We start from the raw sequence: 18,031 nt of genomic DNA on the forward strand, positions 1-18,031 counted from the left end.
GAATTATTTATAGTGTCTGAAGATACCAAAATCGGAAGCCGTCCAGAGAGCAGCTTTCTGGCCTGCGGCTTTCAATGCATCGTTTGTCCAGGTATTGCAGGTATTCAGGAAGCTGTATTTTCCTTTGGCATCATAAAATGCATCATTTACATCATACACCGCATCGGTGGGAATCAGGATAAAATTCCCGTTCTGATCTCTGTCGAATTTATCCTCTACAAATTTCACCAGTCTTTTGTACTGATCCCTACTGATCATTATCTTCTTACAGTCTTCCCCTTCTTTCATGGCTGTATAATAAGTGCAGTGCATTGCAGAATCGCTAAGCCAAAAAGCAGCTTTAAAAGCTGTGGAAAATTTCAGGTCAGCCCAGGTTGGAGTATCCAGGTAAAATCCTTTATCGCCCCAGCCTATTCCTATATAATTATAATCTGTTCTTTTTGATTTTGTATTGGAAAACGGAACTTTTGCGCTCCAATCCTGAAGATCATTTTTTACAGGCATTACGACATCTGTATGCACTCCGTTGGTGTAAATATAGATGGGAATATCTTTCGGCTGCCCGTCATTTTCCGCAGAAACTTCTATAAGCGGCAGCAGAAGCGCCATAACGACGTACAGGGCAACAATTCCCAAAATAATTCCCAATGTTTTCAGGAGGTATACTATTACAATTTTCACAGTCATGTTTAATAAAATTTAATCTTCAATTTTCCGTAAAAGTATTTGTTTTAATCGAAAAAATGATTAAATTTAGTTACGAAATATTCACAAATATGCGTAAAAATACAAAATCACAAAAAAGATTTAAAATAAGAGTAAAAACAGCTCCGAAAAGAGTACAAAAAAAACGTTGATTTTCTGTGGGACATTCGTCTCCTGAAAGTCAATTTTTCTTTTTAGGAAAAGTTTTCTGCAGATTCTTAGTGAATTAAATCTTATCCTCCTTAAGACTACAGCTTAAGGGATGGCCGGTTACCCTCCTGAGTTTTGGAACCTTACCATTCCAGATGAGGATTTGTCACCACAAATTTATCCTAATGTTTATCTGCGGAACGTTCCAAAAATTCGATATTCCGCTTCAGTCCTGCAAACTTTGTTCTTTTTACGGGAGATTTTCTGAAGATCTCTGAAAATATTTCCTGGGTAATTTCTTTCCACTCTCCTTTCTTAAAGTTTTTTAATGCATCATTCGGAGTAAACCTGCTCTGGAGATTTGGGGAGGAAAACCGGTTCCAGGGGCACACATCCTGGCAGATATCGCATCCGAACATCCAGTCTTCCATTTTGTTTTTAAAATGATCAGGAATTTCGTTTTTAAGTTCTATGGTTGCATAGGAAATACACCGGCTTCCGTCAATGATCTTTTCCGAAACAATCGCGTCTGTAGGGCAGGCATCGATGCACTTCCTGCATGTACCGCAATGATCTGTGGTCGCATGGTCGGGAATCAGTTCAAGATCGCAGATAATTTCTGCCAGGAAATAGAAAGAGCCATTTTGTTTGGTGATCAGATTGGCATTTTTCCTACCCAACCTATTCCTGACTTTCTGGCCCAGCTTCTTTCCAAAACAGGCGCAGAATCTACAAAAACACGGAACCCGAACTCGCCTATCTCCTGCTGAAGCTCCGAAACCATTTCCCTGAGAATTTCTTTTACCACCTCATGATAATCTTCTGCGTAGGCATATTTTGAAATTTTATAATTTTCCAGTTCAGAGATCTTTTCTTTTGGAAAGTAATTATAAGATAGTGAAATAACGGATTTTGAACCTTCTACAAGCAGCCTGGGATCCAGTCTTTTATCGAAATGATTTTCCATGTATTTCATTTCACCATGGAAATTATTTTTAAGCCATTTTTCAAGGTTAGGAGCATCCTCTTCTAAAAATTCCGCTTTCGAGATACCACAGCTCTGAAATCCAAACTGTTCTGCTTTGGACTTGATGAGTCGGGAGTATTTTTCGGCACCGGCATTAAGGATTTCCATTCTGCAAAATTAAGATTAATTTACCAATCTGAAGATTTCAGGTAAAAGGTGTACTAAGCTTAACTTTTAAGGTTTTTTTGTGAAAAATTTAAGTTTCGATAAAGAGTTTTTTAAGCAAAAAATTACGTATTTTCGTTATTATTTTTAATCTAAATTAAATATTATGTCTTTAATAGAAGTTATACAGTCAGGAAACTATAAATTAATCGATGTTCGTGAGCCTATGGAGCTTGAAATGGACGGTAATATAGATGGGGCTCAAAATATTCCTTTGGGTGAGGTAGAGGACAGAAAAGAAGAAATTTTATCTGCTGAAAAACCTGTGATCTTATTCTGCAGAAGTGGAAACAGAAGCGGAAAAGCATTGGAATATCTTAACAGCCAGGGCTTGAAGGACGGTTACAACGGCGGAGGCTGGGCCGAACTGAAAGCAGTATTAGAAGCAAATCAAGGAACTTTTTAAGTTCCTTTTTTATATACCATTCTATGATGAATCTGCAGGAGAAATTTACGGAACTTTGTCTTCACTATTCAAAAGACCGGGATCTTATTGAAGGTCTGTGGCTGGAAATTGAAAAGAAATATTCGGAAAAAGGGCGGCATTACCATAACCTTTTCCATCTTGAAAGCATGTTTATGGAGCTGGAAAGTGTACAAAGCTCTATAGAAGATTATCATACGGTTTCATTTTCTGTATTTTACCATGATGTCATTTATGATGCTTCTTCAAAGTCCAATGAAGAAAAAAGTGCCGTCTTTGCAATGGAACGGCTTCAGAAAATAGAGTTAAATCCGGATATGATTTTAAATATTGAAGCCCAGATACTGGCAACAAAATCCCATCACAAGTCCGATGATACGGATACGAACTATCTTCTGGACGCAGATCTTTCTATCCTTGGAAAAGATTCTGCTATCTATTCCGATTACACCCGGAAGATCAGGAAAGAGTATTCGCTATACCCTGATATTCTTTACAAGCCGGGAAGAAAAAAGGTGCTGAAACATTTTCTGGAACTGGAAAGTATTTTTAAAACAGAGCATTTCAGGGATAAGTACGAACAACAGGCAAGGGAAAATTTAGCTGAAGAGCTTAAGCTTTTATAACAATGAAAAAGGAGATGCAGCAAAGCCACATCTCCAGAATGGAACCATTCATTCAAACACAACTTATCCATCAACTAAACCAAAGGGTAAATTTTAGAAGTTTCCGGTAGGAATTTTTTTCATCAAATTTGTTTTTAGAATCTTCTGTATCGTTGACTGATGTTTCAAAAATAGAAAATAAAATATCACATAAAGGTGATTTTATTTGTTTGTTATATGTAATTTTTCAAAGTAATTTACCGCCCAGGAAAACTGAATTCTGAAATCAAAAAAGGTTCATCTTTTTGAAATAAGAGGTTTAAAATTTTATCAGAAAACTAAATTTTCGATTTTCATATTTTCATCAAAACTTGTACATGGTTAATATACAAACAGTTTAAAAATATGTATTTGCCTGTTGAATTGTGGAGCTATTTGTACAAATTGCATCAATAAATTAAGCCCGGCTTGTTATAATGCATAAAAAAGCACCTTGCTGAAATCAAGATGCTTCTGTTACTGCTGATTTTACTTCCAGACAGCTATATTTTTTCTAAAACTCTGATACTTTATTGAGAACCAGCTCCGGAACTTCTTTATGCGGTGTATGCCCTATTCCGGGAATGATATATTTCTCTGCCTTACCACTAACCTGAGAAACTGTTTTCTCGACCTGATCCAGAGTACCATATTCGTCGGCCTCTCCCTGAATAAATAATAACGGGCAGTGAATATCTTTTAAGAGGTATTCAATATTCCAGTTTCTGTAGTCATCACGGGTCCAGGTTTCCGTCCAGGCTCTGAAAAGTGTTTCTACTTTATCACCATGATATTTAGCAAGACGTTCAGCAAGGTTGGTTGTTTTATAGGCATCCACAGCATCATTAATTCCTTTCAGGGTAACATCTTCTACAAAGATATGTCCTGCTTCACAGATAACAGCTTTAACTTTTTCCGGATATTTTGCCGCTGTGATGAGGGAAATAGTTCCTCCGTCGCTGTGCCCGAATAAGATGGCATTATCAATATTAAGCTCTGTTAGCAGATCATTTAGCAGATCAGCTTCAAGTTCCATGTAATTGACAGGCCTTTCGTGGGTAGTCATAGGTCCGGATTTTCCATAGCCAGATCTGTCATACATCAAAACATTACAGTTTGTCATTTCGGACAGTTTTAACGGAAAATCTCTCCAAAGCTGCGTACAGCCTAAGGAATCGTGAAGGAAAACAATAACTGGTCTTCCCTCAATTGTATTGTTGTATGCTATATAAAGTTTCTGATCTCTTACTTCAATGATTCTCTCTTCCATCTGTTCAGATTCTATAAAGCCGGTACTTTGACATCTTCAAATTCTTTCAGCAAATTCCTGAAAACGGTTTCTACCGGCAATATATCATTAATTAAAGCAGAAACCTGCCCTATTTCCAGCTCGCCATCTTCCATATCCCCTTCAAACATTCCGCGTTTGGCTCTTGCCCTTCCCAGTGAGGCTATTAAAGCTTCTTTATTTCTTCCTGACTGGTAAATATCTTCCAGTTCATTGAAGAACTTGTTTTTGACCATTCTTACAGGCGCCAGCTCTTTTAAAGTAAGATGGGTATCGCCTTCGTTGAGTTCTGTGATTTTCTTTTTCCAGTTTTCGTGGGCACTTGCTTCAACGGTAGCGGCAAAACGGGAACCGATCTGCACACCATCGGCACCTAAAATCATGGCAGCCTTGATCTGAGAACCCAATGCAATTCCACCGGCAGCGATCAATGGTTTGGAAATATGCTTTTTCACATTCGGGATCAGGCAAAAAGTAGTAGTCTCATCTCTACCGTTGTGTCCTCCTGCTTCAAAGCCTTCAGCTACAACAGCATCTACTCCCGCCTCTTCACATTTTACAGCAAATTTGGTAGAGGAAACTACGTGGGCAACTTTTATTCCTTCCTTTTGAAGGGTTTCCGTATAGGTTTTAGGATTTCCGGCAGAGGTAAAAACGATCTTTACGCCTTCCTCCAGTATAATCTGAATAATTTCTTCAAGATTAGGATATAACATGGGTACATTGACGCCAAAAGGCTTATCTGTAGCCTGCTTGCATTTCTGAATATTTTCTCTTAAGATGTCAGGATACATGCTTCCTGCCCCGATCAGCCCCAATCCGCCACAGTTAGAAACCGCCGAAGCCAGCTTCCATCCTGAATGCCAGATCATTCCGGCCTGGATAATAGGATACTGTATGTTAAAAAGCTCTGTAATTCTATTTTGCTCTGTCTTCATGTTATGAAGTTTTTTTGCTGAGTTAAAATCTATAAAATTGCTCATGCGTAAAAATACTAAAAACCCCGGATTTTAAAGGAAGTATCTTCATTTTTTCAGCCATAAAAAAACCTTCAGAAATTCTGAAGGTTTTGTATTTATTTTTTGATGGATTCTTTTTTCCAGTTGGCTTTGAACTTACAGTTATCGTAACGTCCGTCAATGGATATGAAGGTGGTCGGTAGTTTGGAGTTGACAAACTTCTCAATCATTTCATTCCGCTTTTTATTGAGCGCCATCTGTTTGATCCTATTATAGTCTGTTTCCAGGGTAATCTGGTGAGCCGGAATAACATCTTCTACCTTAATCATCTTAATGACTTTTCTTTTGTTATCCTCATCTTCGAACGGCGCAGTAATATCCCCTTTGTTCAGACCTGCCAATTCGTAAGTAATAGTTCCAGGGATACTTTCTCTCTCTATTTTGTCCGAACCATCAGCTCCTGAAATAATTCCGGCATTGAATTTCGTTTTCTTATCATCTGAGAATTTATAGGCAGCATCCTTAAATGTTATTTTACCGGCAATAATAAGACCTTTGATACTGTCTAATTTTGCTTTTGCCGTTTTTATTTCATCATCTGTAGGAGTAGCTTTCAACAAAATATGTCTTGCATCGTATACTTTCCCTGATTTTTTGATCAGCTGGATAATATGATATCCGAATTCCGATTCAACAGGATCTGAGATTTCGTTTTCCTGAAGGTTCAGGGCAGCCGCTTCAAACGGTTTTACCATCTGTCCTTTGAAAATATTTTTGTAAAGTCCGCCATTGGCAGCAGATCCCTCATCTTCGGAATAAATTCTTGCCTGGCTTTCGAAGGTTTCCCCAGCTGCAATATCTGCCTTGATTTTCTTTAATCTGTTGATGATATCTTGTTTGTGGGCTTCTGTCAGCTTAGGATACACCATGATCTGTGCTAAAGATATTTCATCCTTTACCTCAGGAAGCTGCATTTTATAAAGGTTGTAGAAGTCTGTAACCTCATTAGGCGTTACGTCTGCCTTTTCAGTGATACGCTGATATTTCGCCTGCCCGTAATACTGGTCGATATCGATCTTTTCGATAGCGTTTTTCATCTCATACCCGTTTCTGAATTTATAGGCAGCAAGCATCGTTTTTTCATCCGGAAACTGGGAAAGTAACTGACGGTATTTTGCATTAGCCTGCTCTTTAATGGCAGCAGAACGGTTTTCAATTAATGTATCTTTTTTGGCTTCGTAAACAAGAAGCTTATTGCTGATCAGGTTTTCAAGGAAGTCGCATTTATCTGTTTCAGAGGCTCCCTGTTGTTTGGCATAGTTCATCTGCTCATTTACATCCGATTCCAAAACAATTTCATCCCCAATAACAGCAGCAATACCATCCACTAATTCTCCCGGTTTTAGCTGAGCATTCATGTTTGAAGAGAATATCATCATGAAAATTCCAAGAAGAAAAGTGATTTTTAGTTTATTTGTCATTTTACTATTTTAAACAAGTTGCAAATTTAGAATTCTTAACGAATTTGTCTAAATTTTTTATTATAAATATTTCTTAAAAAGACTTATTTATTGCAGTTCAACATCGAATGTTGTTAATTCTTTGAATTGTCTCAATCTGCTGAATACATCAGATTCATTTACTTCCTCGATTCTTTCTGTTCCGAATTTCTCAACAGTAAAGGAAGCCATAGCTGAACCTACGATCAGGGCAGACTTCATGGTTTCGAAATCAAACCTGCCTTTTTTAGCAAGATAGGCCGCAAAACCTCCTGCAAAAGTATCTCCTGCTCCGGTAGGATCAAAAACTTCTTCCAAAGGAAGTGCCGGAATTGCAAATACTTTATTGTCGTGGAAAAGTAAAGCACCATGCTCTCCTTTTTTAATGATTACATACTCAGGTCCCATTGTATGGATCTTTTTAGCTGCTTTTACCAAAGAATATTCTCCTGAAAGCTGTCTTGCCTCTTCATCATTAATGGTAATAACGTCTGTTTTGGCAATCATATCCATCAGGATATCCCAGGCTGAATCCATCCAGAAGTTCATGGTATCAAGGATAACCAGTTTAGGACGGTTGTTCATTTTTTCCAGTACGGACAGCTGAACACCCGGGTGCAGGTTTCCTAGAAGAAGGATTTCCGCATCCTGCATAGAATCCGGAATTTTAGGGTCGAAATTCTCTAAAACATTCACTTCTGTAGCCAAAGTATCTCTGGTATTCAGATCATTATGGTATTTCCCGGACCAGAAGAAGGTTTTTCCTTCTTTTACGATCTCAATTCCTTCAATATTTACATCTCTGTCTGTAAACATATCAAGGTGCTCCTGAGGGAAATCTCCTCCAACAACGGAAACAATACCAGATTTAACGCCTAAAATAGAAGAAGTAATACCAATATAAGTGGCTGCACCTCCTAAAATTTTATCAGTTTTACCAAACGGCGTTTCGATTGCATCAAATGCAACGCTTCCTACAACTAAAAGTTTCATATATTTTTCAATGTATTTTAAAAGTCAATTATTTTTTCCATTCAAAAGTGTCCAGCAGGTGTTTCATATCATTTTTGATATAGCTCACTGCCGGGGCCAGAGAGTCGGGTTTTGGCCTTGTGTTAAAGTATAGATAAGCAGTCACAAAATGTTTTGTGCTGTCTGTAATGTAAAATTGAAGATTGGAAGCACTCTGCCCCTTCAGTTCATAGAAGTTTCCGTACACTTTTTTGTCCGGATATTCGAATGATTTGGTATCTATGGAACTTGCTTTAATCGTATGTTCGTAAACCATTTTCTCTGCTTCTTTAATGTGGTCTGCAAAGTCATTCTGTATAGGATAGTAGGTCACAAAAACCTTGGCTTTCATTTTAGGGTAATTGATATAGTACCAGCACAGCTTTTTGGCATCGGAAATAGATGCAAAATCTGAATATTCAAAAGTATAGGCACAGTTATTCTCAAACTTCTGATAGGCTGGCGCCGGATATTCCAGACGGAGTTCCCCGTAAGGTTTCGGAACATGGTCTTTTCCGCACGAAATTAAAAGCAGTGATACAAAAATAAAAATGACGTTTTTTATCATTTTGCAAAAGTACAAATTAGATTTCAGATTTTAGGAGACAAATTTCAGTCTTTCAGTGAGTTTTGGATATAGTTTTCCAACGGCTTGGGAAAGGATTTTTCATGAGAGTCCTCCAAGTCGGTAATGAGATACTGATTTGCAGATACAAATCTGTTCCAAACCACTTCTGAATCAACCTCAACACTTGAAATTTCAATCGTCAGATTCTTATGCGTAAGTTTATGGGTGATTGTTTTAATACCTTTGATAAACGGTTCAAGCTCTGCTGAAATAGCGGTAGGAAACTCAAATAATTTCTTCCAGATGAAGTCATCTTTTCTTTGCCTGATCAGGAACTGCCCGTTTCTGTGCACAAAATAGTATTTCAGCGATAAGTCCGAAGCTTTGACTTTCTTGGTTTTTACAGGATAATCCGATGTTTTATCCAGTGAAAATGCGAGACAGTCGTCATTTACAGGACATTCACTGCAAAGAGGATTTTTAGGTTTACAGATCTCGGAGCCAAGATCCATCATTGCCTGATTAAAATCGCCTACATTTTCGGGCATAATCAATCCCGCAAGTTGTGAGAAATAGGAAAAAGCCCTGGAATTAGAAATATCAAAGTCATCAGCAAAAATACGGCTTAAAACTCTGTAAAAATTACCATCTACCGCTGGCATTTTGCCACTAAAGCAAATACTTGAAATGGCAGCTGCCGTATACTTCCCTACTCCTTTTAATTTTAAAATCTCATCATAATCTGCCGGGAAAACACCATGATAATCGTTCATGATCTGTTGTGAAGCTTTGTGGATATTGATCGCCCTGGAATAGTACCCAAGACCTTTCCAGTAGAGCAAAACTTCATTTTCTTCTGCTTCGGCCAGAGTTTTTATATCCGGAAACCGGTTAATAAAATTGTTATAATGACCGAGTCCCTGGCTGATTCTTGTCTGCTGAAAAACGATTTCGCAGATCCAGATTTTGTAAGGGTCTTTGGTCTGTCTGAAAGGCAGATCCCTGGCATTTTTCCCATACCAGTTCAGGAGCTTGTTTCCGATATGAAGAAATTCCGAACTTTTATTATTTTTTTCCAAAAAGAGTCTGTCTGTTTAAAATTATACTGGGATCTGAACGAGCTTTTAGATGCTTCAGATTCCCGTCCTGCAAAGATAAAACTATTTATCCTTTTTAACGGAGTATACCGGAGCTGCTTTCAGCCACTGATATTTAAGGTTTCTTTCTGCTGCGATAAAGCGGAAACCTTCCAGTTTTTTCAGATAAAGATAAATTGAATCGTTTTTAAGCTTAAGCCTTTGATCTGAAAGAAACATAAAAGGATAGTCTGCCACTGAATCTCTTATTGTTTTTAATACTTTTCCGGATCTTACTTTGTAAAGAAAGAAGTTTTTTCCTCTTCCTTTCGAACTGTCAGCAAGTTTCACTTCTGAACTTGCAATAACCAGCTCGCTGCCGTCAAAGCATTCTTCTTCATTCATGATGTAAGCTTTTCCCTGCTGACGCTCGTCTTTAAAAAGATCTACGGCATAATGATCCGGCGCCTGGTATTTTTTTCACATCCCGATAATATCATCAGAATGAACAGAGGCAGAAAGCCTGTCAAACTTTTTTGATCACATTAATTTTCATATGAATTGGCAGTAAAAAACCGATGTATAAATGCATCGGTTTTTTTATTTTAATTGGGTTTGTTATTATTCCTGAGTGTATTGTGCATCCCATTCGTTGCCATCATCTCCTTTGTGTCCGTCTAATTTGATCACGAAACTTTTTGTAGGGAAATAAGGCGTCATACGGATATCAAGCCATACTCTGTCTTTGTTGACTCTGTCCTGCTCGAAACGAACAATTTTGAATTTTTCAATCAATTTATCCGGTCCTTTGATATTGTCGAGGAATGTTACGATCTGTCTTCTCAAATCGTCTTCGTTCTTGGCATTCCAGTTTTCGAAGGCTCTTCTGTTCAGGAAGTCCAGTAATACTTTGGTTACATAGTCGAATACACGAACTACGGAATAGGTCTGAAGACCGATATTATCTCCTGTGAACAATGTTTTGGCAGAGAATGCCATGATCTTTCCGTATTCGTTAACCATCGGAACAAGACCCATTTTTTCCAGTTGAGAAATTTCACTTTTCTTCAGCTCGAATTTTACAGCATCCACCTCGTTGATATTACCGTGTTTTTTACCTGCTGCTACCTGCGACATCAGTGTTTTGTGGATTTTTCCGGCTAATGAAGTGGAAGGTGGAAGCTCTACGTTTTCCTCTTCTCCTACTTCTTCTGCTCTTCCTCTTCCTACCAGCCAGTTACACGTCATAATAACGTTACTTCTGTGAAGCTCACCTCCTGTAAGGTTTGCAGAGTGGAATAAATCTACTACGTCATCCGGTTTGTCAAGGTTGGCGAAGTCGGTCACCATCATTACTTTGTTCTCGTTACAGATCTTTGCCCATTTTTCAATGACTTTATTTGAGCCTAAGTATCCAGGGATTGCCAGGATAGAATAGTTATCTCTAAGATCCAAACGGTCGTAATAGTTTTTGAATTCTTCTGAAATAGCATCGATAAATAAAGGATTATCAAGATCTGAAACCTGTTCAAGGCTTGCATTGACGATGCTTACGTTATCCACTTTATCCAGTTCTGTATTTTTGTAGAACTGGGCTACCGTTCTGTAGTTGGTTTCCAGCAAACGTACTGCATCCAGTGTATTTTTCAGATTGGTCTTTAAATTCTGGTCTGCGGCCTGTGCTTTGGCCTTGCAGGTATCTGCCATTTTATCTGCAGATTCGTTTCCTTCCAGAAGGCTTACCCAAAGGTTTATTTTTTGAAGAAGCTCTTTTCTTTCGTCTGCTTTATTATTGTCGTTCAAGAAAATTTCTTTCCTGGCTTTTCTCGTTGGGTTCATATTGGCGATACCGTCTACAACGGATTCAACAAAGCCAAAACCTCCTATTTTATTAAGCTCTGCAAGCGGGTTGCCTTTCGGCTGCCCTGAATGTTGCTGCTGACCCTGCTGCTGGCTTTCTTGTGCCTGTAATTTGCTATCCATGATTTGATTTAGTGTAAATAATTATTTTTCAAGTTCTTGTGCCACATCTTTCAGTACTTCGATGAATGCAGCTCTGGTCTGTTCATTCTCAAGCATATTACGCAGAATCTTATTGGTTTTCAGCTGGCGTACGATTTTGTTGTACTGCTCCTGTTCCATGCTAAGCTGCTGTAAATACTCTGATTTCTGGGTAAGATTTTTAGGGGTGAAGTCTGCAAGGTTCTGAAAACGGAATTCCTCTTCCACTATAGTTCCTTCTTCCGTTTCGTGCTGTACAGCTACGGATGGTTGAAAATGTCTGAAGACGTCTTCCACTGTTTTTAATCCTGTTACAATTTCAGGAGTATAAGATTCCTCTGTTGTAAGCTGGCTTACTATCAGCGATTTGTTTTCCTGTATTTCCTGAATCGCTTCATTAGCGTCTACTTTTACCTCGTTGCCGCCAACACCATAATTAAACATTGCCATATTATTGTTATTTTGAGATTTCTGATTTTGGTTCGGATCTGTCTTTGAGTAATTTACCGACGAATCGAATAAATTACCAATCCAATGTTTAAATTTAAAAAAAAACTGTAACATACAAAATTTTGTAAAGATTTTTCTTGAAATATTTAATTTGACCTAATTTATATTTAACGTAAAATCATGACTTTACGATATCACTAAACTATGAAAAATAAATAAACTTAAGCCAGTTTGGATCAGAAATTAATATTATTCGGCTGGAAGCTGGAAGAGGGAGGATCGAAGTTAATAAAACTCCCTGAAATGCTGATTTTGGTTTCAATAGTCTCTCTTTTCCGGCTTTCTGACATCATTAAAAACAAAATATCTTATTCATGACTCAGATTAAAATATGGATTTCTCTGATGTGAGGAAAAAATTCTTTATATTTAAACCAAGTAAACAGTGTCATGAAAGATGTAAAGATCGCGTTTAGAAAACCCATATACCCCGTTTCTGAAGCATTAAACCAGTATTTGGAGAAACATAACAGAACAACCAACATCCAGTTTCTATATGAAGACCTGCTAAGATTCAGCGACAGTATAAGTATTCTGGATAAGGACGGTAAGGATACTTTATGGCTTGGTGTAATGTACTCTGAACATGAATTTACAGAAATAGAGGCTAATTTAAATAAAATTTACACTCTTCTTCATTCCGATGGAGATGAAGCGACTTTACCTTATCTGAAAGTGGATACGATCGACTTCTGTACTTTCGGAAACTCCAAACCTTTCCGGATTCGGGTGAGAAATATTCTCAACGACAATCATACTAATTTTTATATCAAGCAAGCCGATGCTTCCCGTATATACGGACTGGAAATTGAAGACCTTCTTTCTCCCAACCGGATTAATTTTTTGATTCATAAAAATACTTTGATAGAAGAGCATATCTTAGGAATTCCGGGAGATGTTTTCATCCAAAAGCATTTACTTAACTGTACAGAACTGGAAAAAGCACAGATTTCCAAGGAGTTTGTAAAGTTCAATGAACGCTGCCTTATCGGGCTACTGGGTGACATGCGCTCTTACAATTATGTAATTATTCCTATTCACGATTTCGATCAGGTGATTTACAGAATCCGTCCTATTGATTTTGATCAGCAAAGCTATGAAGGGAATCTGAAAGTTTATCTTCCCCAATATTTCAAAGAAAACAATGCAATGGTTAAGATGGTTCTGGAAAAACTGAAACCTAATTCTATAGAACAGTACCGTAAAGAAGTCCGTTCGCAGATTGTAAAAAGAGTGACAAGCAGCCAAAGCAGATTCAATGAGCTTATTTCTATTATGAAAAAAGAAGAGATCGCGCCGGAAGCCAATGTCACAGAGCTGAAAACAGCTTTACAAAAACTTACCTACGATGTAAACTTCAAATATTGTAAAACAATGGGAGACATTATTGAAACCGGAATAAATTTTATAATCCGAAATTATAAGAAAGCCCATTAAAAAAGAGAATCCATCCCAATTAATATGAGATGGATTCTTTGTTTTCTAACAATTTTCGGCTGTTCTACCAAATTTTTATTCTGTCCTGAGGCGTTTTATACATTTTGTCTCCAGGTTTTATATCAAATGCTTTGTTGAATGCATCCTGATTCACCAGCGGACCAAATGCCCTGAACACTCCCGGAGAGTGCGGATCTGTCTTCACCTGATTGATCATATACTGGTCTGTAGATTTTGTTCTCCATACCGTTGCCCAGCTCATAAAGAATCTCTGGTCCTGGGTAAATCCACTGATTTTCCCTGGATTTCCTTTGTCTTTAAGATACATCTGAAGGGCATCATAAGCTACTGCTACTCCACCAAGATCGCCGATGTTTTCACCGCTTGTAAATTTACCGTTCACAAAGCTTCCTTTTACCGGTTCATAGGCGCTGTACTGGGCAGCAAGCTGGCCTACTTTTGCGTCAAAGTTCTTACGGTCTTCATCCGTCCACCAGTTGTTAAGGTTTCCGTCACCGTCAAAACGTGAACCGCTGTCATCGAATCCATGAGAAATCTCGTGGCCTATTACCGCTCCGATTCCCCCGAAGTTTACCGCTGCATCAGCTTTAGGGTTATAGAAAGGAGGCTGAAGAATAGCTGCCGGGAAAACGATTTCGTTGTTTGATCCGCTGTAATAAGCATTTACAGTTTGCGGAGACATTCCCCATTCTGTTTTATCAACCGGTTTTCCTACTTTGTCAAGGCTTCTCTGATACTGCCATGCCGATACATTCTGAAGGTTGGAATATAATGTTGCACCTTGTTTGGGAGATTCTACTTTTAACTGGGAATAATCCTTCCATTTGTCCGGATAAGCGATCTTCACCGTGAATTTAGAAAGTTTTTCCTGGGCTTTTACCTTTGTGGCAGGAGACATCCAGTCGATATCATTGATATGCTGTTTGAATGATCTTAAAAGGTAATCGATATAGGTTTCCATCTGAGCTTTTGCTTCTGGAGTGAAATATTTTTCAACGTATAATTTCCCGAAAGCTTCGCCAAGAACCCCGTTTACAAGAGAAAGACCTCTCTTATTCATCGGACGCTGCTCTTTCTGGCCCTGAAGGTATTTTGAATAGAAATCGAACCTGATCTGCTCCAGGTTATCATCAAGATTACTTGCGTTACCATTAATCAGGTGATATTTCAGGTAGTCTTTTAACAACGGAAGATTTTTCTGAGTCAAAAACTGATCCATATTCTGGTAATATTTCAGTTCCCCAATGATCACTTTATCGGTATTCACTCCTGCATCCGACAGGTATTTCGCCAGATTGATATTTTTAACAACACCTGATAATTCAGATACATTTTTCGGGTTGTATCTTAAATTGGCGTCTCTGTTCTGCTCTAATGTAAGGAGATAATTGGCCAGCTGTTTTTCAAAATCAACCACATTTTTTGCAGCTGCATCAGAATTTTTATACCCTAACACTCCGAATAGTTTGCCTACATAAGTCTGGTATTCTGCCAGGGTCTTTGTATTGGCTTCATTTACTTTCTGATAATAATCTCTTCCTAATCCCAGGTCCGGACCGCCAAGATATACAGCGTTCATTTTGGAATTCTTCATGTCTGCTCCTACTCTCCATCCGTAAAATGAGTTATCTCCTAATTTTGTAGCTTCAAGAAGGTATTTTTGAAGGTCATTCAGGTTTTTAATGGCATCTATTTTTGCCAGATCTCCTTTGATGGGAGAAAGCCCTTCAGCATTTCTTTTGTTTACATCCATGAAAGAGGCATACAGGTTCTGGATTTTCTGCCCTTCGGATCCTTCGGAATAACTTTCTGATAAAATTTTGTTCAGAATATCCAGGGAAGCATCATCCACATTTTCTCTCAACGCATTGAAAGAGCCCCAACTTGCCTTATCTGAAGGAATCTGAGTGGTTTTTACCCAATTTCCGTTCACATAGCTAAAAAAGTCATCCTGCGGGCGAACGCTCTTATCCATATAAGATAAATTGATTCCTTCTTCTTTCACTTCTTCTTTTTTTACTGGTTCTGTAACGGCAACTGTGGTTTCAGTCTTAGTTTCTGTACCGGCAGTCTTGGCCGTTCCGCATGAATTTAAAAATACAATCCCTGAAAGGGCAAGTACTCCAATATTTAGCTTTTTCATTAAAGATAATTTTTGATTTAACACAAACTTACCAAATATACGAACTTTAATGATAGGTGATTAATGATAATTGATAAATGATAAAAGGCTTTCGGGTTTCGAGTTCCGGGTTTCGAGTTTGAGAGTATTCGTGTTATAGGGTTTAGGGTGAGTTTTGTTAAAATGATATTTTGATTCATTTTTAACATTGAAAAGTATAATTATCATAATTCGAACCAGAATTTGTAACTCTCAACCGGAACTCGAAGCCCAAAACTCGAAACCCGTAACTCCTCCAACAAAAAAACCGCTCATTGCTGAACGGTTTTGCTATTTTTTGGTAACGATTACCAGATTTTAATTCTGTCCTGAGGAGCTTTGTATAGTTTGTCTCCCTGTTTTACATCAAATGCTTTGTAGAAAGCATCAACGTTGATAAGTGGACCGAAGCTTCTGAAATATCCCGGAGAATGCGGGTCTGTTTTCACCTGGTTAACCATATATTTTTCGCTGGATAACGTTCTCCAAACGGTTGCCCAGCTTAGGAAGAATCTCTGATCCTGAGAGAATCCACTGATTTTTCCTGGATTTCCTTTATCTTTTAAATACATTTGAAGGGCATCATAAGCAATGTTTACTCCACCTAAATCAGCGATATTTTCACCGTTTGTAAAGGTACCGTTTACGAAAGTTCCTTTTACCGGCTCGTATTTGTCGTACTGTGCAGCAAGAGCTTTTGTTGCTTTCTCGAAGTTGGCTTTGTCTTCCGGCGTCCACCAGTCAACAAGGTTTCCGTCTGCATCGAACTGGGCACCTGAATCATCAAATCCGTGGCTCATTTCGTGACCGATAACAGCACCAATTCCTCCAAAATTAACCGCAGCATCAGCTTTAGGATTGAAGAAAGGTGGCTGAAGGATTGCAGCTGGGAAAACGATTTCGTTGTTTACCGGATTGTAGTATGCATTTACCGTTTGCGGCGTCATACCCCATTCTGATTTGTCAACCGGCTTCCCGATTTTTGCAAGATCTTTGTTATATTGCCATTGCGTGATGTTCTGAAGGTTTGAATATAATGTTCCTCCTTTAGACTCAGGAACGATATCCAGTTTTGAATAGTCTTTCCATTTGTCCGGGTAAGCTACTTTTACAGTGAACTTGTTTAATTTCTGCATTGCCTTTTCCTTTGTAGTAGAAGACATCCATGCTAAATTGTTGATGTGAACGGCAAAGCTTTTCTTTAAATAATCGATCAGCTCTACCATCTGCGCTTTTGCTTCAGCAGGGAAATATTTTTCAACATATAGTTTTCCGAAAGCTTCCCCAAGAGTACCGTTGATAAGCTCAAATCCTCTCTTGTTCAATGCTCTCTGTTCCTGCTGGCCTCTTAAATATTTACCATAGAAATTAAATCTCATGTCACCTAATTTCTCACTTAAATAAGAAGCACTTCCGTGGATCATATGGAATTTTAAATAATCCTTGATCACAGGAAGGTTCTGAGCGTTAACCAGTTTATCAAAATCTTTATAATATCCGATTTCCCCGATGATCACTTTATCTGTACTTACGCCTACTTTTTTCAGGTAAGCAGGGATATCAACGCCTTTTACCAATGTTGAAAGTTCAGCCATCGTTCTTGGGTTGTACTGCAAAGTATTGTCGCGGCTCTGTTCGTTCGTCAGATAAGTCTTTGCAACGCTTTTCTCAAAATCAACGATTCCTTTGGCAGCGGCATCAGCATTTTTATAACCTAATTCTTTAAGCATAGACGCTACATACTTCTGGTATTCAGCGAGAGCTTCCGTATTTTTTTCGTTAACTTTCTGATAATAATCTCTTCCTAATCCTAATGAAGCATTTCCTAAATAAACCGCATTCATTTTAGAGTCTTTAAGATCTGCATCTACACCCCATCCGTAAAGTGTATTTTCACCGTCTTTGGTTACAGAAGTCAGATAATTTTGCAGGTCAGCCATGTTTTTGATGGCATCAATTTTATTCAGGTTTTCCTGAATAGGCTTGATTCCGTCTGCATTTCTTTTCTGCATGTTCATGTAAGTAGCATACAGATCCTGGATTTTTTTACCTTCGCTTCCGTCTGCAAATTTATCTTTCAGAAGGGAGTTCAGGATGGTCATTGAGTTGTTATCCGTATCTTCAGCCAGCTTGTTGAAGCTTCCCCAGGTTGGCTTATCGGATGGAATTTTGGCTGTTTTCATCCACGTTCCGCTTACGTAGTTGTAAAAATCATCCTGCGGACGTACAGAAGTATCCATAAGGCTAAGGTCCAGACCGTTATCTGTACCGTTAGCGATTGTTTTTACAGTTTTTGCCTGCCCGTTCACTGTGTTTAGTGCACAAACTCCGGCTAATAAAAACAAAGAAAGTGTTAGTTTTTTCATTATGATAGCAAATTTTATAA

At 38.3% G+C, this 18,031-nt stretch carries 15 protein-coding genes and 1 pseudogene; 3 read left to right on the forward strand and 13 right to left on the reverse strand.

What is annotated here, in order from left to right:
• Positions 1 to 3: 3 nt before the first annotated feature.
• Positions 4 to 687: a TIGR02117 family protein gene (locus N4G44_RS19925; protein ID WP_474929341.1), complete on the reverse strand. Its 684-nt coding sequence runs from the start codon at positions 685 to 687 to the stop codon at positions 4 to 6.
• 350 nt (positions 688 to 1,037) lie between these two features.
• Positions 1,038 to 1,990: pseudogene (gene queG, locus N4G44_RS19930) on the reverse strand (tRNA epoxyqueuosine(34) reductase QueG).
• A gap of 163 nt (positions 1,991 to 2,153) precedes the next feature.
• Between queG and N4G44_RS19935 the strand changes: the two are divergent.
• Both N4G44_RS19935 and N4G44_RS19940 read left to right on the forward strand, forming a co-directional pair.
• Positions 2,154 to 2,453, forward strand: a complete 300-nt coding sequence (locus N4G44_RS19935; RefSeq protein ID WP_474929343.1) for a rhodanese-like domain-containing protein — start codon at positions 2,154 to 2,156, stop codon at positions 2,451 to 2,453.
• Positions 2,454 to 2,476: 23 nt separating this feature from the next.
• Positions 2,477 to 3,097 carry an HD domain-containing protein gene (locus tag N4G44_RS19940; RefSeq protein WP_474929345.1) on the forward strand — a complete coding sequence of 207 codons (621 nt, stop codon included), beginning with the start codon at positions 2,477 to 2,479 and terminating at the stop codon, positions 3,095 to 3,097.
• 532 nt (positions 3,098 to 3,629) lie between these two features.
• Here the strand turns inward: N4G44_RS19940 and N4G44_RS19945 are convergent.
• From N4G44_RS19945 to N4G44_RS19985, 9 genes are all read right to left on the reverse strand, one after another.
• Positions 3,630 to 4,385, reverse strand: a complete 756-nt coding sequence (locus N4G44_RS19945; RefSeq protein WP_474929346.1) for an alpha/beta fold hydrolase — start codon at positions 4,383 to 4,385, stop codon at positions 3,630 to 3,632.
• An 11-nt stretch (positions 4,386 to 4,396) separates the two neighbouring features.
• Positions 4,397 to 5,341 (reverse strand): NAD(P)H-dependent flavin oxidoreductase, encoded by a 945-nt coding sequence (locus N4G44_RS19950; RefSeq protein ID WP_474929349.1) that lies wholly within the window; start codon positions 5,339 to 5,341, stop codon positions 4,397 to 4,399.
• A 137-nt stretch (positions 5,342 to 5,478) separates the two neighbouring features.
• Positions 5,479 to 6,843 (reverse strand): peptidylprolyl isomerase, encoded by a 1,365-nt coding sequence (locus N4G44_RS19955; protein WP_474929351.1) that lies wholly within the window; start codon positions 6,841 to 6,843, stop codon positions 5,479 to 5,481.
• Between the two features lie 87 nt (positions 6,844 to 6,930).
• The gene (locus N4G44_RS19960) at positions 6,931 to 7,854 is read right to left on the reverse strand and encodes a PfkB family carbohydrate kinase (RefSeq protein ID WP_474929355.1); all 924 of its coding nucleotides are present in this window, start codon (positions 7,852 to 7,854) and stop codon (positions 6,931 to 6,933) included.
• Between the two features lie 28 nt (positions 7,855 to 7,882).
• The gene (gene gldD, locus N4G44_RS19965) at positions 7,883 to 8,440 is read right to left on the reverse strand and encodes a gliding motility lipoprotein GldD (protein ID WP_474929357.1); all 558 of its coding nucleotides are present in this window, start codon (positions 8,438 to 8,440) and stop codon (positions 7,883 to 7,885) included.
• 44 nt (positions 8,441 to 8,484) lie between these two features.
• On the reverse strand, positions 8,485 to 9,519 hold the full coding sequence (mutY, locus tag N4G44_RS19970; protein ID WP_474929359.1) for an A/G-specific adenine glycosylase: 1,035 nt from the start codon (positions 9,517 to 9,519) through the stop codon (positions 8,485 to 8,487).
• A gap of 81 nt (positions 9,520 to 9,600) precedes the next feature.
• Complete coding sequence (locus N4G44_RS19975; protein WP_474929361.1) at positions 9,601 to 9,921, reverse strand: hypothetical protein; 321 nt, start codon at positions 9,919 to 9,921, stop codon at positions 9,601 to 9,603.
• A gap of 216 nt (positions 9,922 to 10,137) precedes the next feature.
• The gene (locus tag N4G44_RS19980; protein ID WP_073064758.1) at positions 10,138 to 11,499 is read right to left on the reverse strand and encodes a DUF5458 family protein; all 1,362 of its coding nucleotides are present in this window, start codon (positions 11,497 to 11,499) and stop codon (positions 10,138 to 10,140) included.
• A gap of 21 nt (positions 11,500 to 11,520) precedes the next feature.
• On the reverse strand, positions 11,521 to 11,967 hold the full coding sequence (locus N4G44_RS19985) for a hypothetical protein (protein WP_474929364.1): 447 nt from the start codon (positions 11,965 to 11,967) through the stop codon (positions 11,521 to 11,523).
• Between the two features lie 449 nt (positions 11,968 to 12,416).
• Between N4G44_RS19985 and N4G44_RS19990 the strand changes: the two genes are divergently transcribed.
• A complete protein-coding gene (locus N4G44_RS19990) occupies positions 12,417 to 13,463 on the forward strand; it encodes a hypothetical protein (RefSeq protein WP_474929366.1) in 1,047 nt (348 codons plus the stop codon).
• A 64-nt stretch (positions 13,464 to 13,527) separates the two neighbouring features.
• Here the strand turns inward: N4G44_RS19990 and N4G44_RS19995 are convergent, their stop codons facing one another.
• Complete coding sequence (locus N4G44_RS19995) at positions 13,528 to 15,627, reverse strand: M13 family metallopeptidase (RefSeq protein ID WP_474929368.1); 2,100 nt, start codon at positions 15,625 to 15,627, stop codon at positions 13,528 to 13,530.
• Positions 15,628 to 15,953: 326 nt separating this feature from the next.
• Positions 15,954 to 18,011 (reverse strand): M13 family metallopeptidase, encoded by a 2,058-nt coding sequence (locus N4G44_RS20000; protein WP_474929369.1) that lies wholly within the window; start codon positions 18,009 to 18,011, stop codon positions 15,954 to 15,956.
• Between the last annotated feature and the right edge of the window lie 20 nt (positions 18,012 to 18,031).

Source organism: Chryseobacterium sp. GTID13 (assembly GCF_056172655.1).